Here is a 19,685-nt window from a genome sequence, read left to right as displayed (position 1 = left end):
TTCTAATGAACCATCGGTACTCGGAGAGAATCTGCTCAACACAGAAGTCTTTTATTCGTGAGATACTGAAGGTCACCGCAGATCCGGAGATTATCTCCTTTGCAGGCGGCCTTCCCAATCCCAATCTCATCGATGATGAGGGGATACAGAATGCGGCAGCAGCACTGCTGAAAGAGGATGGCAAGACAGCGCTTCAGTACTCGACAACAGAAGGACACCCCCCTCTGCGGGAATGGATTGCAGAACGATACCGTACCCGGTATGGTCTTTCTGTTGATGCTGATCAGATTCTGATCACAAACGGGTCCCAACAGTGTCTGGATCTGGTCGGAAAAGTCTACCTTGATAAAGGCGATTCTGTCGTTGTTGAAGACCCTGGATATCTGGGTGCCATTCAGTCCTTCTCTATGTTTCAGCCGGAATTCCTTTCGGTCTCCCTGAATGAGGAAGGTCCTGACCTGGAGCAGCTTGCCGATGTCCTGAATACATCATCCCCGAAGTTTATGTATGGCATTCCGAACTCACAGAATCCTTCCGGAATTACCTACTCAGAGAACCGGCGACGCGATCTCGCGGCCATCCTCTGCGAAAGTGATGTGCCGTTTATAGAAGACGATGCATACGGGGAACTGCAGTTTGACGGTGTTGCCCGAAGGCCTGTCAGTGCATATATGGATGGCGAGGGTGTTCTGACAGGGTCGTTTTCAAAGATTTTCTCACCCGGTATGCGGATGGGATGGGTCTGTGCTCCTGCAGAGGTCATGGATAAGGTTCTCATCGCAAAACAGGCGTCTGATCTGCATTCAAACTACCTCTCCCAGCGTATCCTGTCAAAATATCTGGAAACAAACGACATCAACGCCCATATCGCAGTTATCAATGAAGAGTACCGGAAACGTGCTGAATGGATGGTCTCCCGGATGGAGGAGTGCTTCCCGGACGATGTCTCTTTCACCCGGCCAACGGGCGGGATGTTTGTCTGGCTGACGCTTCCTGAGGGTGTCTCATCCACCCGTCTCTTTGACGCTGCCCTGAAACAGAAGGTAGCTATCCTGCCGGGTACACCATTCTATGCAGATGGCGGTGGGGAGTCTACGGCACGGATTAATTTCTCCAATTCGGATGAAGAGCAGATCATGACCGGCATTAAAATAGTCGCTGATGTGCTTGAAGAGATTCGGATAACCCCACAATAAGTTTTTTTTTGTTCTGTCCCTGATTTCTGCTTTGCCTTTGTTCCGTAATTGGCGGGACGTTCAATTCTCATCATTTAATAGTAACAGAAGCACTAATTTTCAGCAATGGTTAACCGAATCACGGGTATTGTTCTTGTGGGGCTCTGCCTCTGTTTATTGTCAGCAGGATGCACCACTACTCCTGACGAACCGGCAGCGACACCGGGAGATGCAGAGATGACTACTCTTCTGGAAAACGCAACCGCGGACGTCTTTGCCGGTCTTTCTCAGTTGCAGGAGAGCAACGCAAAGAGTGCTGAGAAATTATCCGAAAGCGGTATCACGGGTGATGCGGCAGGAGAAGTATTGCAGGAGAAGCTTGCTGGCGTGTCTCCCGATGTCATCTCTTCACTGGTGATAGATTCAAAAGGAATCGTCACCGCAGCAGCGCCGGTGCACTACGATACCATTATTGGCACAGATCTTAGCTACCAGCCTGGGGCGCAGTATACAAATGAAGTGAAAGAACCGGTGTTAAGTGACCTTTTCATGCTTGAGGAAGGATTTGCCGGTGTAGCACTCAATTATCCGGTATTTTCCGGGGACACCTATCTGGGATACACGAGTCTCACCTTCCGGCCGGAGATATTTTTGCGCCAGTATTTCCGTCCCCTTACTGAAGAGACGGGATATGAGTTCATGGTCCTGCAGACGGATGGTACGATTCTCTATGAGACCAATGAAGAGGAAGTGGCGAAGAACACCTTCACGGATCCTCTCTACCAGTCAACAGAGATACCCAGACTGGCAGAGAAGGTTGTTGCAGAGTCATCGGGCCGGGGAGAATACACTTTCTGGGATGGAGACTGGAAGAGGGAAGCGGTCCGTGAGATCTTCTGGTCAACGGTTTCCTTTGACGGTACGGAATGGAGAGTGGCAGTCATTCACAACGTTGATGACAGTGCATCCCCGACACCGGTGCCTACTCCGCGTGCTGACGAGACACTGGATGCAGATATTGCTTCCATGACTATCTTCGTCGAAGAAGCGACCGTCTTTGCCCAACAGAACGGCAGGGATGTGGCTCTTCAGGCTTTTAACGATCCGGAAGGCGATTTCATTGATGGTGAGCTCTACATCTTTGCCTATGATATGAACGGTACCACACTTGCCCACCCCTATCAGTCAGGGATTGTAGGTGAAAACCGGATGAAGTTGGCAGATGAAAATGGGCTTGAGATCGCAAAGAGTTGTATGGATATTGTGGCCCGTGGTGGCGGGTACCTGTACTTTACCTTCCCGAATCCATCAGAAAACTATCGGGAAGAACTGAAAATTGTCACAATCAGGCCCGTTGATGAGACCTGGTATGTGGGTTCAGGTATCTATATTCCGGAGATGAATGTCGCGCTGAATCAGACGGCAATTGACGCTCTTGTGAGTCGTGTGAAAGAGGCACAGGCTTTTGCCCTGACGTCATCTGCATACGGAAACGAGAGCGAACTCTTTGCAGCGATGAGCGATAGATTCGGGAACGGCGCTGATTATGTATTTGCGTATGATATGATCGGCACCTGTCTCAACCTCCCCTTCCAGCCGGAGATGACAGGGGTTGACCGCCTGAACTTTACTGATGCATATGGGGTTGAAGCAGTCAAACTCGAGATTGATGCAGCACAGCGGGGTGGTGGGTGTGTCTATGTGGTTTGTGAGAATCCTGATACGGGAAATGAGGAACTTAGGTTCTGCTATGTAGCACCCGTTCTGGATGAGTATTTTGTTGGGTCAGGGATTTATGCGGGGGAAGTTGCCTGATAATTCTTATTTTTTTCAAAATGGTTTGAACAGAATTTTCTGAAGTGTGTGGTTTCATTACATACAATAGGGTGGTCTGAACAGGATTTTTGGTACACTCCTCCTGTGAAAGTGTATGCTTTGCATGGGGATAGCCGGAAGGCACTGCATGGCGTTGTATCGCCGAAGTTTCCCTTCTCCATCCGGTTAAACAGCTTCCCGAATATTTCCCTCTCTCTTGGTATTAGTTCATGGACCTGACACACTCACATCTGGTGAGACCGGTTTTCAGATATTCGTCATCCCGATACCCTGGGGAAGGTATATCTTCATTATCATCACCCTGTATCATCAGGAAACACTGATCATCCATGTTCGATCTGGCAATTGTCTTTGGAACTCTCATCCTTGCGCTGATCCTCTTTGCAACAGGCAGGGTCCGTTATGACATTGTTGCCCTGATAGCACTTCTCATAGTCACCATTACCGGCATCGTCGACCCGATGGATGCCTTCCTTGGGTTTGGCCATCCGGCGGTGATCACCGTTGCAGCTGTTCTGATTCTCAGCAAGGGACTTCAGAACTCCGGTCTGGTTGATATCCTGGCCCGGTGGGTTTCACGGGTCGGGGATGGGGAGGTCCGGCAGATCTTCTCGCTCACTGGTATCGTCGCCGTCCTCTCAGGATTTATGAATAATATCGGGGCACTTGCCCTGATGATGCCGGTTGCCATCCGGACTGCCCGGAAAAGCGGGAGGTCTCCTTCCTACCTCCTGATGCCAATAGCATTTGGCTCTCTTCTTGGTGGGATGACAACCCTCATTGGTACTCCTCCCAATATCATCATTGCCAGCTATCGTGCACAGAATGGGGGCTCTCCATTTCTGATCTTTGACTTTGCCTATGTCGGGATTGGTGTGGCCATTTGTGGAATCCTCTTCATCTCTTTTTTAGGATGGAGACTTGTCCCGTCCCGGCAGAGTCCGGCATCAAAAGAGGAGCTTTTTGCCGTCAGGGATTATCTTACTGAGGTCAAAGTTCCGGAGAAATCAAAACTTGCAGGAAAGATGATCCTCGACATTAGTACTGCCACCGAGGCAGAGATGGTGGTGGTCGGGCTGATACGAAATACCCGAAAGATCGTCGCACCATCAATATACGAGACGATACTGGAGAATGACATCCTTATAATCAGGGCAGATTCAAAAGACCTGCAGACTCTTCTGGATGCTACACGTCTCGAACTCGTTGGGAAGGTAGATCTCTCGGAAGAGATGATCGGATCCGATACGATTGGGATCACTGAGGCTATTGTAAAACCGGATTCCCCGATACTGGATAAAACTGCGTATTCAGCAAACCTTCGCTGGATTCATGGAATCAATCTCCTTGCTGTAGCACGGGAAGGGGGGCGTCTCCGGGATCGGCTGAACCAGATTCGTTTCCAGCCGGGTGATATCCTTCTTCTTCAGGGAAAGAAAGATGCCCTCCAGACAGCCCTTCCGAAAATTGGTTGTCTCCCGCTTGCTGAACGGGGTCTTCGGATTGGGGGGCAAAAAACACTCCTGCTTGCGATGGGAATCTTCGGGACAGCCCTTGGAATATCTGCCCTTGGAATCATGCCGGTTCAGATCACCTTTAGTGCCGCGGTTGTTTTGATGATCCTGGCCTCCATTGTCTCTCTGCGTGAAGCGTATGAGAGTGTGGAGTGGCCGATTATCATTCTTCTTGGTGCGATGATACCTGTCGGCCAGGCGCTTGAGACAAGCGGCGGGGCAGCACTTATCGCTGGGAGTATTGTTACTGGTGCATCCATCTTTCCGCCCGAAACGACGCTCGTCCTGCTTCTGGTTATCACCATGTTCCTCTCGGATCTGGTGAACAATGCAGCCTCTGCGGTTTTGATGGCACCAATTGCGATAGGAATTGCGAACGGCCTTGGTGCCTCCATAGATCCGTTCCTGATGGCTGTTGCAATTGGGGCATCCTGCGCCTTTTTAACCCCGATCGGGCACCAGTCGAATACGCTTGTCATGGTGCCGGGAGGGTATCTCTTTACTGACTACTGGAGGATGGGGGCAGTACTTGAGATAATCATCGTAATCGTCTCTGTCCCGCTCCTCCTCACTTTCTGGCCGATGTATTGATCCGGAGGACTCTTTGCCCGCCTGCGTGTCATACGCTGTATATGCCGGATGATGTAGCAAAAAGAGAGTATAGTGTTCCGGTTCGTTTTTGGGCAGAGGAATATATTGAATTCCCGAATTATCCGCGGGATATAATGCCAGAAACCGCGAGGAGTTCCGGGTGTGTCCCGTATTAGGGAATCCAGTCTATCGGGTGAGGGGAATGATAACCGTGGTGTCTGTCTGTGTTATTGGTGTCTCAATAACGCTTCAGCACTCATAAATTTCAGCAATTCGGTTAACCACAGAGAGCATATACCCTTTTTGAATAATATCCGAAACCTCTCCTGGCATCATACGGTCGATGCGGACGTGGACAGTGAGAATACGGCGGATGGTCTCTGTTTCTGCCACACAGAGGAGCGATGGTTTTTCAAAATATCCCGTTGTTTCATCCGCCCAGCCCTGCCAACGCGAATTTATGAGCCAGTTATTGTCATAGAGCATTCGCACAAATTCATTCACTGGCGGGCATGTCCCTGTTTCCCTGATCTCTTCTTCGTGGCCTTTCAGGATTTTTGCTCCGTCTAAAAGCCCCCGATAGGCAAGAACTGCCTCAAAATTTTCAGGAGTGGGTGTCTCCAATTCACGGTGCATTCAGAAATGTGTGTACTGACCAGTGATAAATGGATTGAAAGTTTCCTCTCTCAAACAGAAATGTGATGACAAACGAACCGTAAAAATGTATGCTGTCGATGGGACCCGAACCCACGACCTCCAGATGTCTCAGATAAAGCGCTCCGAAATTGCTCAAACCCTATGAGTCTGGCGCCCTAACCAACTAGGCCACGACAGCATGTAATCACACATACAATGTGCACAATAAGGACGTCACGTAGCTTATTAAAGCTTGTGATATTGATTTTTCATCTTTGGAGTTTGAATTTTTTTCGCAGTCAATTGTTAAATTACCTCCTTGTCATGGGAGATGATTCCATGGCTGGTTTGCCATTTCCTGTAATAAAATGACCTGAATTCCAAAAATATGACAATAAGGCTATAAATGTGACAATTAAGTCCAAAATAAAAAGGAGATGAGATATCCAGAGATGAGCCTTTTTTGAGTATAATGTTGGTATCTCTGTGTAAAAAGAAATTAATCATACATTTACCCCGACAACACTGGATAATAAATGCAACTATATAGATAATTATTTTCAGGATCCGGGCAGGGCCAATCACTGCTCTTTCAACAGTGGAATATTGGAAGGAAGGGAGAATGGGAAGGAAGAAAGAGAGAAAAAAGGAACGAATGAAATAATCTACCCGCCCTACTCGGATCGGGTATGTTTCTGTGATATATACACACTTACTGCAGCAGAGATTGCCGCTGCTTCCTTGCCGTGGCGCAGGGAGTCTGCGAGAGTCTGCATGCGTGTCTCTTCTTCCCGGAGATATCTGCTGAGATTCTCACGCATGTGCTCTTCCTGCAGGAAATGTGTGTGAGTATCTCCTGCGATAAAGTGCCGGTTATTCATGATGGCATGGTGAAGCGGCAGCGTTGTCTTCACCCCGAGAATCACATATTCAAAGATGGCCCGCCGCATCCGCTCAATGGACTCTGTTCTCGTACGGCCCCACCCGCATAGTTTTGAGATCATCGAGTCATACATCGGCGGAATCGTATAGCCCATGTGAATACCGGAATCAACACGAATACCGGGCCCTCCCGGAGAGCGGTAGCGCACAATCTTGCCTGGGTCTGCCTGGAAATTATTCAGGGGGTCCTCTGCATTAATCCGGCACTCAATCGCATGACCGTTCAGGGTAATATCGCTCTGCTCAAAAGGCAGCTCTTCCCCTGCAGCAATCGCAATCTGCTGGCGCACCAGATCAACGCCTGTCACCATCTCTGTTACCGTGTGTTCGACCTGCAGGCGGGTGTTCATTTCCATGAAGTAAAACTCACCGTTTGCGTAAAGAAACTCCACCGTACCGGCATTATAGTAACCTGCTGCCTTTGTCACCTTCAGCGCTGCCTCCGCCATCCGTTCCCGGAGCTCATCCGTCATAATCGGGCAGGGCGCCTCCTCCACCAACTTCTGGTGACGCCGCTGAATGGAGCATTCACGGTCATACAGGTGAATCTGGTTGCCGCACTGGTCGGCAAGCACCTGAAACTCAATATGGCGTGGCTTGACCAGGTACTTCTCGATAAAGACCGTGGAGTCCCCGAATGCAGATGCAGCGATACGCATGCCCTTTTCGATTGCTTCCTCGAGACCTGCCTCGTTTTCCACAATCTGCATCCCGATGCCGCCGCCACCTGCCGATGCCTTGACAATCACTGGATAGCCTATTGCAGCGGAAATCTTCCTTGCATCGTCAACGCAGGTGACCCCGTCCGGGGTATACGGCAGCACCGGAACTCCCACTGTCTCCATCAGGTGCTTTGAGCCAAGCTTTGACCCCATCTTTTCAATAGAGCGCCATGATGGGCCGATAAACGTCAGCCCCTCCTCTTCACACCGGTGGGCAAACCCACTGTTCTCCGCCAAAAAACCGTATCCGGGATGAATTGCCTCAGCACCACTCTTCTTTGCGATATCAATGATCCGGTCCTGATTCAGATAACTCTTTGACGGGTGTGCCTCTCCGACGAGAAACGATTCATCAGCGTACTTGACATGGAGAGAATGTTTGTCTGGTTCAGAATAGATGGCGACCGTCTCAATCTCCATCTCACGGCAGGCACGCATTACGCGGATTGCAATCTCTCCACGGTTTGCTACGAGCACCCTCTCAAAATACGTCATTCAATCACCAGCAGAACGTCCCCGTTCTGGACAGCGTCACCCACATCCACAAAGATGCTGGTGACCTTTCCGTCCCTCGTTGAGACGATGGGGTTCTCCATCTTCATTGCTTCAAGGACAACGAGAGTGTCTCCTTTTTTGACCTCAGCGCCGATTCGGGTCTCTACTTTCAAGACCATCCCCTGGATATTTGATTTGACGCCGCCTTTGATTGCCGTCCGGGGAATTTGTTTTGAACCGGTGGATGCAGCATCCCGTACCTCGCCGCCATCGACAGAGAGAATACGGACCGCGAAAATTTCACCGTCAACCTCAACGTCCATTGAGGTAGGAATCATACTTGCCTGCGTAGCCCCGGCATCCACTTTCCGTGGAATAATTTCGGCAACACGTTCGCCACGCAAAAACGAGGGTGCAATGGCGGGATAGAGAATATACGTGAGAATGTCCTCCTCCTTTGTGACAATACCCTCTTCTCTCGCCTCTGCTGCCATTCTCTCATAGGCAGGATCAAGGAGATCTCCGGGCCTTCCGGTGAATGGTTCTTCATCACCGATAATAATCCGGCGAATCTCATCAGAGATGGGGCCCGGTGGTTTACCGTAGAGGCCAAGCACATAATCCTTGACTTCCTTTGTTACATTCGTGTAACGTTCTCCGCCCATCAGGACATTCAGGACTGCCTGTGTTCCCACAATCTGGCTCGTGGGTGTCACAAGCGGGGGATACCCGAGATCTTTTCGGACCTGCGGAATCTCCTTGTGCACTTCTTCAATCCGGTCAAGGGCATCCTGTTCTTTCAGCTGCGAGACAAGATTTGAGATCATACCGCCCGGCAGCTGATAGATAAGAACATCGCTGTCAACCCGTTCTGAAATTGGGTTTACCAGAGTTCCATACTTCTCCCGGATAGTAAGACAGATGTCCCGCACAGGCCGGAGCTTCATCAGGTCAATTCCGGTGTCACGCGGTGTCCCCATGAGACTTGCTACAATACTCTCGGTCGGGGGTTGCGATGTTCCCATCGAAAACGGGGACATCGCCGTATCCAGGATGTCAACCCCTGCCTCTATTGCCGCCTGGTAACTCATCGGTGAAATGCCGCTTGTTGAATGGCAGTGGAGATCTATCGGGATGTCAATCTCCCGTTTCATTCCGGTAATGAGTTGGCGTGTTTCCTCCGGCATGATGAGACCTGCCATGTCTTTGATACATATGGAGTCACATTCCTGTGCGTAGAGGTCCCGTGCCAGTTCAATGAAACCCTCGGTGGAGTGCACCGGGCTGGTGGTATATGATATTGTGCCCTGGAGGTGTGCACCGATATTTTTCACCGATTCCATTGATTTTTCCATATTGCGGACATCATTCAGGGCGTCAAATATACGGAAGATATCAACGCCGTTTTTGCTTGCAGCCTCAATGAATTTCTCCACCACATCGTCTGGGTAGTGACGGTATCCGACAAGATTCTGCCCGCGAAGGAGCATCTGTATCGGTGTGTTCGGGAGCGCTTCCTTTAAGGTGCGCAGGCGCTGCCACGGGTCATCATTGAGGAACCGTATCGCGCTATCGAATGTTGCACCCCCCCATGCTTCTACCGAGAAGAATCCGACAGAATCGATGGCATGCGCCAGTTCCGTCATGTCCTCCGTTTTGAGACGGGTTGCAATCAAAGACTGATGTGCATCCCTGAGGGTCGTGTCAGTAATTTTTACAGGATTGGCAGTACTCATTAAACACCTCTATAAGGCCTGATATTGATATTGTCGAGCCTTTACTAACTTACTTCTGACTCTATAAATACCCAGCGAAAGATACGAAAACAGCCATAATTATGAGAATAGAACTAAAAAAGGCGACATTGTCTGTTTTTGAACGGAGGAATGAAGGGGTGAAAGTTCCCCCTCCCCTGTATCCCCGTGTCGCAAGGGTGATGCCCTGTTCCCGTGCCCGGTAAATCTGCATAATGGTGAGGGTGAGGCCAAGAGGTATCAGGTCATGGACAGAACCCCTGCTCCCTTTCAGTTTCAGGGCATTTTTAATGTCGCGGATGTCTTTTTCCGTACGCCTGAGGGAAGAAACAGCCATCTCTGCGGTCAGTCCAAGGTCAAATCCGATGCGGTCACCAAAGGCCCAAACGGCGGTGTTCATCAGATCTCCTTCCCGTCCGCGTCCGAATGCCCAGAACGCAATGAGCGTGACAACGGTCATTCGGAATCCGTATGATATGCCGTCACCACCAAACATTTCTGTAAACCCTGCGACAAGAATGATGGCCCCGAAAATGACCGCAGTCGCATGTCTCCCCGGAAGGTTTCGTTCACCGCGGGCAACGATTCCCCACCAGAGTGCCACCAGAACAGCACCGAAGACGGAAGAAAAGGCGGCACATGAAAGAAGCAGCGTTGCCCCGATTCTCAGTCGTGCATCCTGCATAAGGCCTCCGTTGCATCCTGCAACCTGATATTCTCCGGGTGTGCACCCTCTTCCATGGCCCGGGTAAGATATCGTGGCGCTCCTTTCCATGCAGGAATCGCATCGGGGACACTCCCCCGGCAGACAAGCGCATTCCCCTCTATCTCCCAGATGAAATCTGCTACCGGAAGGACTGCCTGTTCGTGGGTGAAAATAATGATGAGCGGGTGGTTTCCTTCTTCAATTGCAGTGCATATTCGTTTCTTCTCCCTGCAGTCCAGCCCCGCAAAGGGTTCGTCAAGGATGACTGCATCCCAGGAGTTCCCGAGAAGGCAGGTCAGGTGCAGACGTTTGAGTTGTCCCCGTGAAAGCGTGAGTGTCTTTTCATTCTCTCTCCCTTCCAGTCCTGATTTTTTGAGTGTCTTTCCAACCGGGAGGTGCCATGACCGAATTTCGTCTTTGACCAAAAATCCAGTCACATGATACTCAGGAAACTGCATTGAGAGGGTGAAGCGCAAAACCCCTTCGCGGGAAATTTGTCCGGATGTCGGTTCAAATATTCCGGCAAGAGCGGATGCAAGCGTTGTCTTCCCGCTTCCGACAGCTCCCGTTACAAGATGCACCCCCTCTCCAAAGACGCCGTCGGCACACAGTGCCCACTCCCCGTGTGAAAGGGTGAGCCCATCTGCATTCAGATGCATTCAGCAATCCTCCATAACGGTGGGTACATCTCCGTTTCAGACAGATGAAAAAAGACCTCGTCAGGGGTGCCCGCATACCGGGGGTGACCACCATCAAAATAGATCACCTGGTCGGAACAGGCTGCGGTATCCATATCATGGGTACACTGCAGGATACAGGGTGCCGGCCGCCTGTGTATCATAGTCTCCAGAATATCTGCTGCCTTCCGGTCTAGATGGGTATCCGTCTCATCCAGAATGAGTAATTCCGGTGAGAGGGCAAGGGCTGCGGCACAGGCAACCAGTGCTTTCTCCCCCCCGGAGAGTGTATGGCTGGCGCGGGAGGAGAGGTGTAGGATTCCCATGTCAGAGAGCACATCCAAAACGGCCGGTTCAATATCATCCACGGGAGTTCTCCGGAACCGGAGACCGGAGGCCACTTCGTCATATACGGTCCGAAATACGAGATTATTGTCCGGAACTTCGCCGACCCATCCGATATCAACAGCACGTGGCTCTTTTCCGGAGATGGTGAGCGTCCCGTGCTGTGGGAGTTCAATACCGGCACAGAGCTTCAGAAATGTGGTCTTTCCACTTCCGTTATGGCCAATGATTGTGGTATGCCCTCCCCCAATATGAAGAGATTCAATATCCAGCAGCCGGTGGCGCAGATTCTGTGCATAAATCATCAGATACGTTCCCCGATAATATACACAGCAATCCCTTTAAGGACATCTCCTGCAATGAATGGTACCAGACCAAGCAGAACGGCCTGTGCCAGTGCCATCCCTGTTGAGTATGCCATCCATGAAATGCCAAAGAGGTAGATGATGAGAGTGGCCGCAGCAATTCCCGCCGCATGAACGATTCTGTTATCCTGCTCGTAGGCAAGTCCTGCCAGAAGAACTGCCGGGATAAATCCAATCAGGTACCCCCCTGTCGGGCCCATAAGAACGCCGATTCCGGCAAGACCGTTGTGAAATACCGGCATATTCAGGATTCCCAAAAGGAGGTATACCGCGACCGGCAGGACGGCATAGCGCCCCATCACAACGGCCGCTAAGAGAACAAAAAACGTCTGCAGGGTAACAGGTACCGGAGGAATGGGCAGGGACACCCACCCGCCCACGGCAATCAGGGCTACAAATGCTGCCGTCAGAGATATCCGATAACTGAGTTTTTCGTCGCCGTACATGTCAACCTCATATTACTTTGTGGTTGACATAAAAATAGATTCAGACCGGGGTGCAGTCCCCAGAGAATATACGCTCAACCTTGCCATTATCGCGCCGTACAATCAGGGCGCCATATTCATCAATGTCAATTGCAACGCCTTCAAATGATTTGCGGGGAGTTTTAATCTTTACCCGCTTGTCAAGGGTCAGAGAGAGACTCTTCCATTCGCGCACAATGGAATCATACTCTCCTGCCTCAATTAGCCGGAGCCGCCGTTCAAACTCACGCAGCAGGTATGCAAGGAATGCTGCCCGGTCAATGGGCTCGCCGTGTTCAGCCTGAAGCGATGTGATAGGTGTCTCCACATTCCCCGGAAGGGATTGTGGCGGAACATTTGCGTCAATGCCTATCCCCAGAATACAGTGTTTGACATCCTCTGCTTCTGCCGATATCTCAAGCAGTATCCCTGCTACTTTCCGATCCCCGATGTAGATGTCATTGGGCCATTTGATGAGAGCGCCTATCTGGTAGAGTTTCCGGATAGTCCGGACAAGCGCGATGGAACCGGCCATCGTCACCATAAAGACATGGTCAATGGGAATCTCCGGTTTCAGGATAATGGTTGTCCAGATACCACCAGGAGGAGAAACCCAGCGACGTCCGAGACGCCCGGTGCCGCCCGTCTGCTCCTCTGCGACGATCACAGTCCCGTTCAGTTCTCCAATGGGATATTTTGCACAGAGGTCCTTTGCAATCAGGCCGGTGGAAGGAACAGAGGCGTAATATTCAATTCTCTTTCCTATGAAATCTGTCTTCAGGTGCCGTTTTATTTCGTATGGGACAAGTTTGTCTGTGCGTTTGAGTAAGTGATACCCTGCGGGCCGGGATGCTTCTATCTCATACCCCCGTTCACGCAGATCTTTTATATTTTTCCAGACTGCGGATCGTGTCACACCGGTCTTTTTACTGATCTCTTCGCCGGAGACGGGATTGCCGGCTTCTTCAAGAATACTGAGTATCTGGTTTGCGGTCGTATTCATATTTTCATCACTTCTTTGAGGCCACGGCTTCACTAGGAAGAGGGCAGGGATCCTTGCCGCAGACCTGTTTTAAAATCGCCGACTGGTGTTCCATAAGGGTTGCAAGGTCAAAGATGCCGGTGATGTCCACCAGCCCGATGGCAGCTATTACTTCTCCCTTGCTGTTATGAACCGGGGCAACCGAAACCGGCACGTTTGCATACGCCCCGGTCTTTGGAATGGTTTTGATCAGGTGATTCTTCCTCATTGCCAGTTCAAGAATCGGTCCTGTATATGCATCATCAACGACCACACCCTCCTCAATCCTCACTCCGGGATTGTTCAGAGACCGTGCTGTCACAGGTAGGCGGTTAATAATTTCATGGATTGCAAAGGCGACCCCGGTGAGGTCACCTGAATCTGAATCTGTGGAGATGATATTGTCACTCATGGAAAACACCTGAAGGTTATGTACTAAAAAGATAGAATGAGAGAATGTTAAAATAAGGTTTCGCTTTCACAGGTGCAAAAATGGCGTAAAAACCCACGTGAAGGGTATTCATGTATGGTTGTCACGATGACCGTCCCCTCCCCTACAGGGTAGGAAACCATGATGGCCTTCCCGTCATCGGTCTGTGCCAGAACGTCGCCCTCCGGATCTTTGATATACCCGTCACAGTCGACTTCACTCGTATCAAAATCATCAAGAATGGTTGCAAGAGGGCTTGCCTCGTCAACGGTTACCGGACAGCTGAAGTATTCACTCACATAGGTGACTGGAACCGGAAGCCAGTCGTAGCGATCCGTTTCCGGCGACATTGCCCCGAAGACAATGACACGCCCGCCCTTCTTCAGGAATGTGTTGATTCTCGTGGATGAAGCCCTGAGTGCCGGGAGAAGCCCCGAATATGCCGGATTTCCAAATCCTGTTGGGATGATGAGGGATACCAGTTTTCCCCGGAAATACGGTGCCCCCATCATCTGTGGTGTTATTAATTCACATGCGATACCGGTGTCTTCGATATACCTGATAAACGGTACAGAACATTCCCATGCCAGTCCTGTTTTCTGTATCATCCTTTGATTACTCCAATGGGATTCAGGCGCGCTACCCGTGCTGATATGCCCGCTTCATGGACCACTTTTACCACTTCGCCTGATGGTTTGTAGGCATTAGGTGCTTCTTCTGCAATAGATCCGCCGGACGGTGCGAGAACCGTGATGCCGTTTCTTGCCAGCGTTTCCTGAATGCTCTCACCCGTGGCCATTTTCTTTGCCTGTGATCGTGAAAGAACCCGGCCCGCGCCATGGCAGGTGCTGCCGAATGTCTTCTCCATAGCACCCTGCGTCCCTTTCAGGAGATACGATGAACTCCCCATGCTTCCGGGGATAATCACTGGCTGGCCAATCGTATCACAGCCCGGCGGCAGGTCATGGGTGCCCGGCCCAAATGCCCGGGTCGCGCCCTTCCGGTGCACACACAGCATTGTGCGCTTCCCGTCAACCATGTGTTCCTCAATCTTTGCGACGTTGTGGGTTACGTCATAGACAAGTGGCATCTCCTCAGCACAAAGAGAGAATGCCCGGGAGAATACCTCCCGTGTCAGATGCGTGATCATCTGGCGGTTGGCCCACGCATAGTTTGCAGCGCACGCCATCGCAGAGAGATATGCCTCCCCTTCAGGGCTTTTCAGAGGCGCACATGCGAGCTGTTTATCTGCAAGAGGGATGTGGTATTTCTTTGACGCATCCTCAAGAATTTTCAGGTGGTCGGTGCATACCTGATGCCCCAGTCCCCGTGATCCACAGTGGATCATGATGCATATCTGTCCTTCCTCAATACCAAATGCCTGCGCTGCCTCCGGGTCAAAGATCTCCTCCACACACTGAATCTCAAGGAAGTGGTTGCCTGAACCGAGGGTGCCGCACTGCGGCCTGCCGCGTTTGCGCGCTTTTTGGCTGACATGGGATATGTCAGCCCCTTCCATGCAGCCCTGTTCTTCGCACCAGAGGAGGTCGCGTTCGGTGCCATAGCCTTCGTCAACCGTCCACCGGGCACCTTCGGTCATAATTCTGTTAAGGTCACGGTCAGATGCGGTGATGCAGCTTTTTGTTCCGACACCCGTTGGTACGATATCATAGAGCTGCTGCAGCACTGTTTTTACTTCTTTTAAGTCACTCCTGTGCAGCGGGGTTGCCACAAGACGCACGCCGCAGTTAATATCGAATCCGACCCCTCCGGGTGATATGACACCCTCATCCATGGTGAAGGCCCCCACACCCCCGATGGGAAACCCGTAGCCCCAGTGGATGTCCGGCATTGCAAGAGAATTTTTACATATTCCGGGCAGTGTTGCGATATTTGCAAGCTGTGTTACTGCTCCTTCCTCTAAGGTTCCCATCAGCTCTTGTGAGAGATAAAACCGGCCCGGTACCCGCATATTTGGAACAGTGCCAATGGGGAGCTCCCATTCGTATTCTCCCCTCTGAATTATTTTTTCCATCATTATCTCTTCCATCTCCTTTTACACATCAAAGAGAACCAACGTACACCACCCTTCGTCAGTCCTCGTAATCTCCATTCCTGAAAGTGATATTCCTTTCACCTCGGTTCCCCCTGCATGTTTTTCCCTGAGGAAAGGCTCCCCGAAGAGTTCTGCTGAAAGGCCAGACGCTGTGAACGTAACTTCCGCCCGCGAGAGTGCCACACATTCAACCTCAGCATAAAAAAGGATTTCTGAGAGAAATTCCTGAAGAAGCCGTTCCCCGTCCTCTTCATCAAGAGTAAAATGAATCGTGGCTTTTTCCTTTACAGAAGAAGGAAACATCACCGAAAAAAGAGCCCGTGCCGCTTCTTCATAGAGTTCTTTTTTTGTCGCACCGCAGACATGCATCAGGACGTCTGCGGTGTGTTCGCGTTCAGAAAAAGGCATTGTCGTTTCCTGTATAAAGTCTTAGAAACAATCACAGTATGAAGGGATCATATCCATATCGATTTTGTCAAGATACCTTGCCTGATATATGGAGACATAAAGTACGTTGTCTCCGATATATATCTCATAATCTGATCCTTTCGGGGGTTTCACAGTGGTGGACAGGAGAATAGGCCCTCCGCATGATGTACATACCCTGAAATCAATATTTCTCTGAAGAATATAGGATTTTACGTCATCAGAGACAACAATGTCATGCCCGGCGACACGATTGTCATCACAATTTTCCATATCTTTAACTGGTTGAATACCGGGGTAAAAATAGGTTTTGATGGAGCAGTCGGTTTCACACTGCCAGTATCAGTGTACGAACCATGTCAGTATACTTGTCCTTGAGCACATAGACACTGGTGGAATTGGCATTTTTCTTCTGGACTCTGAGTATGCCGATTCGTGACGCAACAGTTCCAATCATTGACGCAACGGACTGGAGGGTGATGGTATATTTCGTTTTTAGCTGATCAAATACTTCCGGGATGGTCACAGATTTGGTTTTTATAAATATACTCAGGAGTTCATGGCGAATGCCTGACGTGTCCCGTTTAAGGTATCCTTTTAAACGGCGCTCAATCTCATGCTTCAGATCAGCCGCGGATCGCATACACGCTCATTTGAATGAATGATATTTAATTTTATCGTATTGTGAGTTGTCAATCGTGACAAATATCCTGCGCCGGATTGTACCAAAAAAAAGGTGTCGGTGAAATCTGCGTCATCCTTCTTATCCTCCTGACAATAAGTGATGAATTTGCCTGACTTCATCTAATTAATACATCATATTTAATCTCTTTATTTCCCAATATTCCTCTGTATGAAATTTCCTACCTATGATATCAGTAAGTATACGGTACGGCAGCTGGTTGCTCTGCCGATCGCATTACTGATAGTCTCATTTCTTTTCCTGGGGTTCAATACCCTCACAACAGGTATGCCTGTTGACCCGGGTATTGATTTTGCAGGGGGTGTTGCTGTGACAATTCCGCCGACAGCAGATTCTCAGGCAGTCGTTGAGGGGTACTTCTCTGGTTATCCCCTGAAAAGTGTTGGAGAAGGGGTAAACGGAGGATACTATGTTGTCTTTGAGTATATGCCGGATGATGAGTTTCTGAAATTGTCTGAAGTGATTAATGAACATTACCCTGATGCAAAGGTTGACCAGATTGGAGAGACATTCGGAAAGACTCTGCAGGCACAGGCACTCTGGGCACTTCTCTTCTCGTTTATCGGGATGGCAATTGTTGTATTCATTGTCTTCAGAAACTTTGTTCCATCCATTGCTGTTGTGCTCTCCGCATTCTCTGACATTGTTATCACCGCAGCACTCATGGATGTAGTGGGGATTACCCTTACTCTTGGAACGACAGCTGCGCTTTTGATGCTTATCGGGTATTCGGTAGACAGTGATATTCTCTTAACAACCCGTGTTCTGAAACGGAAAGGAAAGTTTTCCGAGAAGATGCAGGGTGCATTCCGTACCGGATTTACCATGACATCCACAACCATCAGTGCCGTTGCACTCATGTTTATTGTCTCATGGATTGGGCAGATAGATGTTATCCGTGATATTTCTGCCGTTCTTTTACTTGGTTTGTTCGTTGATCTGATGAATACCTGGATGCTGAATGCAGGAATACTGACCGGGTATGCGGGAGGTGACAAAAGATGAGTGACGATACTGACAGTGGCTTAATTAATACACTGAAAGACTGGCGTGTTGCTTTGATGATCATTCTGGTGGTCTTCTCGCTGGTGAGTATCTATGTTATTCCACCGGGTATTTCTAACGGAATGACTGGTAATCTTCAGCTCGGACTTGATCTTGAGGGTGGTTCATGGATTCAGCTTTCCTTCCAGTCAGAAGTTATCCGGTTTGAAACAGATGAAGACCCGGAGGTCTTTGCTGCACGCATTGGAGATGCACTGGATGCTGAGGTCTTCCTCTTTGAAGAAGACCGTATTGAAATACGGGCGCCGTTTACCCGTGAAGAACTGGAATTGGTTTTCGAAGAGAACGGTGGGTCCCTTGTCACCTATGAAAAGGGTGTCTCAAAGGATACTGCTGACCAGATTAAGTTGATTTTAGAGAATAAGGTCAATAATCTTGGAACAAAAGATGCACGTATCAATACCATCACCGGCCTCAATGGTGTGACCCAGTACATCAGGCTTGAACTTGCTGGTGTTGATATTACCACCGCACAGGAGATCGTTGGTGCACAGGGTAAGTTTGAGATACGGATTCAGACGATTGGAAATGAGTCTGAACATGTACTCTACGGTGACTCAATCAAGAGTGTTTCAACACCGACACAGAGTCCGCCGGGCAGTGATGTCTGGGGAGTTGGTTTTACTCTCAGTGAGAGTGGCGCTGATGCGTTCCAGAATGCTGCAAATACCTATGGGGCAACGAGTAATCCGGATGCACATGAGATTATGATGCTTCTGGACGATGAGACGGTCTACAGTGCAAGCCTGAATCCACAACTGGCAGCAGAACTGAAAACCACCCCCGTCCGTGAACTTCGTGCAACAACAGGAGCTGGTGAGGAAGGGCTTGAAGATGCAAAGAAGCTTGAAATACACCTGCGTGCCGGTGCACTTCCGGTTGATGTAGAGATTGCCGGATCAGGCACCGTCTCTGCTACTCTTGGTGAACACTTCAAGGTAATGTCTGTAATCGCAGGTATTCTTGCCCTCATGGCTGTTGCTTTCACGGTATACTACTGGTATCGTGAACCGGCAATTGTGATTCCGATGATCGGAACAACCGTTGTAGAGGTTATTATTCTGCTGGGCATAGCGGTTTATATCCAGCAGCTGGATCTTGCAAGTATTGCAGGTCTTATTGCTGTGCTTGGTACCGGTATTGACCAGCTGGTGGTGATTACTGATGAAGTCATATTCGAAGGTCGTGTACCGTCACAGAACCTGTACCTGAAACGGTTTAACCGTGCATTGGGTATTATCATGGTGGCGGCATGTACGACGATCATCGCAATGTTGCCACTTGCAGTGATGGATCTTGCGAATCTTCGAGGATTTGCCATTATCACTATCCTGGGTGTGCTGATTGGTGTAATTATCACCCGGCCTGCCTATGGAAAGATCATTATGGCAATTCTTTCAAAAAAACCGGGTGACCACTGAAAAAACAGTGGCCCCCCATCACAATACTTATATTTCTCTTATCCTCACACATGCATGAGGAATTATTATGGCAAAACCAGTATTGATGGATTTTTTCGCTGTTTGGTGCGGACCCTGTAAACTTCAGACCCCGGAACTCGAAAAACTGAAAGAGATGATGGGAGATTCAGTTGAGATAAAGAAGATTGATGTAGATGACAATCTTGATCTTGCACAGAAGTACGGGATTATGGTTGTGCCTACACTGATTATCGAGAAGGACGGGGTGGTAAAGGAGCGCCTGGAAGGTGTGACTCCGGCAGATGCACTTATGCGCATGCTCGAACCCCTGACTGAATAGA

Annotated in this window: 20 protein-coding genes and 1 tRNA gene; 6 read left to right on the top strand and 15 right to left on the bottom strand. The window is 49.8% G+C overall.

Features of this window, described 5'->3' with window-relative positions:
* Nucleotides 1–5: 5 nt before the first annotated feature.
* The 3 genes from L0665_RS02680 to L0665_RS02670 all read left to right on the top strand — a co-directional run bounded on the left by L0665_RS02680 (nt 6) and on the right by L0665_RS02670 (nt 5,116).
* Complete coding sequence (locus L0665_RS02680; protein WP_274924170.1) at nt 6–1,196, top strand: aminotransferase-like domain-containing protein; 1,191 nt, start codon at nt 6–8, stop codon at nt 1,194–1,196.
* A gap of 105 nt (nt 1,197–1,301) precedes the next feature.
* Nucleotides 1,302–2,990 carry a cache domain-containing protein gene (locus L0665_RS02675; protein WP_274924169.1) on the top strand — a complete coding sequence of 563 codons (1,689 nt, stop codon included), beginning with the start codon at nt 1,302–1,304 and terminating at the stop codon, nt 2,988–2,990.
* Between the two features lie 350 nt (nt 2,991–3,340).
* Complete coding sequence (locus L0665_RS02670) at nt 3,341–5,116, top strand: SLC13 family permease (RefSeq protein WP_274924168.1); 1,776 nt, start codon at nt 3,341–3,343, stop codon at nt 5,114–5,116.
* Nucleotides 5,117–5,365: 249 nt separating this feature from the next.
* On the opposite strand, the gene L0665_RS02665 is transcribed toward L0665_RS02670, so the two are convergent.
* The 15 genes from L0665_RS02665 to L0665_RS02595 form a co-directional block, all read right to left on the bottom strand.
* Entirely contained in the window at nt 5,366–5,752 is a 387-nt protein-coding gene (locus L0665_RS02665; RefSeq protein WP_274924167.1) for a DUF6508 domain-containing protein, read from the bottom strand.
* Between the two features lie 90 nt (nt 5,753–5,842).
* A tRNA-Met gene (locus tag L0665_RS02660) sits at nt 5,843–5,951 on the bottom strand.
* Between the two features lie 475 nt (nt 5,952–6,426).
* The gene (locus L0665_RS02655; protein WP_274924166.1) at nt 6,427–7,911 is read right to left on the bottom strand and encodes an acetyl-CoA carboxylase biotin carboxylase subunit; all 1,485 of its coding nucleotides are present in this window, start codon (nt 7,909–7,911) and stop codon (nt 6,427–6,429) included.
* On the bottom strand, nt 7,908–9,647 hold the full coding sequence (locus tag L0665_RS02650) for a pyruvate/oxaloacetate carboxyltransferase (RefSeq protein ID WP_274924165.1): 1,740 nt from the start codon (nt 9,645–9,647) through the stop codon (nt 7,908–7,910). Before L0665_RS02650 ends, L0665_RS02655 begins: the two co-directional genes overlap by 4 nt.
* 61 nt (nt 9,648–9,708) lie before the next feature.
* Entirely contained in the window at nt 9,709–10,350 is a 642-nt protein-coding gene (locus tag L0665_RS02645) for a hypothetical protein (protein ID WP_274924164.1), read from the bottom strand.
* Nucleotides 10,332–11,030 (bottom strand): ATP-binding cassette domain-containing protein, encoded by a 699-nt coding sequence (locus L0665_RS02640; RefSeq protein WP_274924163.1) that lies wholly within the window; start codon nt 11,028–11,030, stop codon nt 10,332–10,334. The genes L0665_RS02645 and L0665_RS02640 overlap by 19 nt, the downstream gene beginning before the upstream one ends.
* A complete protein-coding gene (locus L0665_RS02635) occupies nt 11,021–11,698 on the bottom strand; it encodes an ATP-binding cassette domain-containing protein (RefSeq protein ID WP_274924162.1) in 678 nt (225 codons plus the stop codon). The genes L0665_RS02640 and L0665_RS02635 overlap by 10 nt, the downstream gene beginning before the upstream one ends.
* A complete protein-coding gene (locus L0665_RS02630) occupies nt 11,698–12,204 on the bottom strand; it encodes a biotin transporter BioY (RefSeq protein WP_274924161.1) in 507 nt (168 codons plus the stop codon). The genes L0665_RS02635 and L0665_RS02630 overlap by 1 nt, the downstream gene beginning before the upstream one ends.
* A 40-nt stretch (nt 12,205–12,244) precedes the next feature.
* On the bottom strand, nt 12,245–13,225 hold the full coding sequence (locus tag L0665_RS02625) for a biotin--[acetyl-CoA-carboxylase] ligase (protein WP_274924160.1): 981 nt from the start codon (nt 13,223–13,225) through the stop codon (nt 12,245–12,247).
* A gap of 7 nt (nt 13,226–13,232) precedes the next feature.
* Nucleotides 13,233–13,655, bottom strand: coding sequence for a DUF2111 domain-containing protein (locus L0665_RS02620; protein ID WP_274924159.1), 423 nt, complete (start codon nt 13,653–13,655; stop codon nt 13,233–13,235).
* A gap of 47 nt (nt 13,656–13,702) precedes the next feature.
* Entirely contained in the window at nt 13,703–14,281 is a 579-nt protein-coding gene (locus tag L0665_RS02615; protein ID WP_274924158.1) for a hypothetical protein, read from the bottom strand.
* The gene (locus tag L0665_RS02610) at nt 14,278–15,711 is read right to left on the bottom strand and encodes an RtcB family protein (protein ID WP_274924157.1); all 1,434 of its coding nucleotides are present in this window, start codon (nt 15,709–15,711) and stop codon (nt 14,278–14,280) included. Before L0665_RS02610 ends, L0665_RS02615 begins: the two co-directional genes overlap by 4 nt.
* A gap of 18 nt (nt 15,712–15,729) precedes the next feature.
* On the bottom strand, nt 15,730–16,137 hold the full coding sequence (locus tag L0665_RS02605) for an archease (protein ID WP_274924156.1): 408 nt from the start codon (nt 16,135–16,137) through the stop codon (nt 15,730–15,732).
* A 21-nt stretch (nt 16,138–16,158) separates the two neighbouring features.
* Complete coding sequence (locus L0665_RS02600; RefSeq protein WP_274924155.1) at nt 16,159–16,428, bottom strand: hypothetical protein; 270 nt, start codon at nt 16,426–16,428, stop codon at nt 16,159–16,161.
* A gap of 55 nt (nt 16,429–16,483) precedes the next feature.
* Entirely contained in the window at nt 16,484–16,798 is a 315-nt protein-coding gene (locus L0665_RS02595) for a DUF2551 domain-containing protein (RefSeq protein ID WP_274924154.1), read from the bottom strand.
* 210 nt (nt 16,799–17,008) lie between these two features.
* On the opposite strand from L0665_RS02595, the gene L0665_RS02590 reads away from it, so the two are divergent.
* The 3 genes from L0665_RS02590 to L0665_RS02580 all read left to right on the top strand — a co-directional run bounded on the left by L0665_RS02590 (nt 17,009) and on the right by L0665_RS02580 (nt 19,684).
* Nucleotides 17,009–17,863: a protein translocase subunit SecF gene (locus L0665_RS02590; RefSeq protein WP_274924153.1), complete on the top strand. Its 855-nt coding sequence runs from the start codon at nt 17,009–17,011 to the stop codon at nt 17,861–17,863.
* Nucleotides 17,860–19,344 (top strand): preprotein translocase subunit SecD, encoded by a 1,485-nt coding sequence (locus tag L0665_RS02585; protein WP_274924152.1) that lies wholly within the window; start codon nt 17,860–17,862, stop codon nt 19,342–19,344. Before L0665_RS02590 ends, L0665_RS02585 begins: the two co-directional genes overlap by 4 nt.
* 67 nt (nt 19,345–19,411) lie before the next feature.
* The gene (locus L0665_RS02580; RefSeq protein WP_274924151.1) at nt 19,412–19,684 is read left to right on the top strand and encodes a thioredoxin family protein; all 273 of its coding nucleotides are present in this window, start codon (nt 19,412–19,414) and stop codon (nt 19,682–19,684) included.
* Nucleotide 19,685: the final 1 nt, after the last annotated feature.

The sequence above is a fragment of the Methanogenium marinum genome (genome assembly GCF_028912405.1).
GTDB lineage: Archaea > Halobacteriota > Methanomicrobia > Methanomicrobiales > Methanomicrobiaceae > Methanogenium > Methanogenium marinum.
This window is presented reverse-complemented; position numbering and strand designations above follow the sequence as displayed.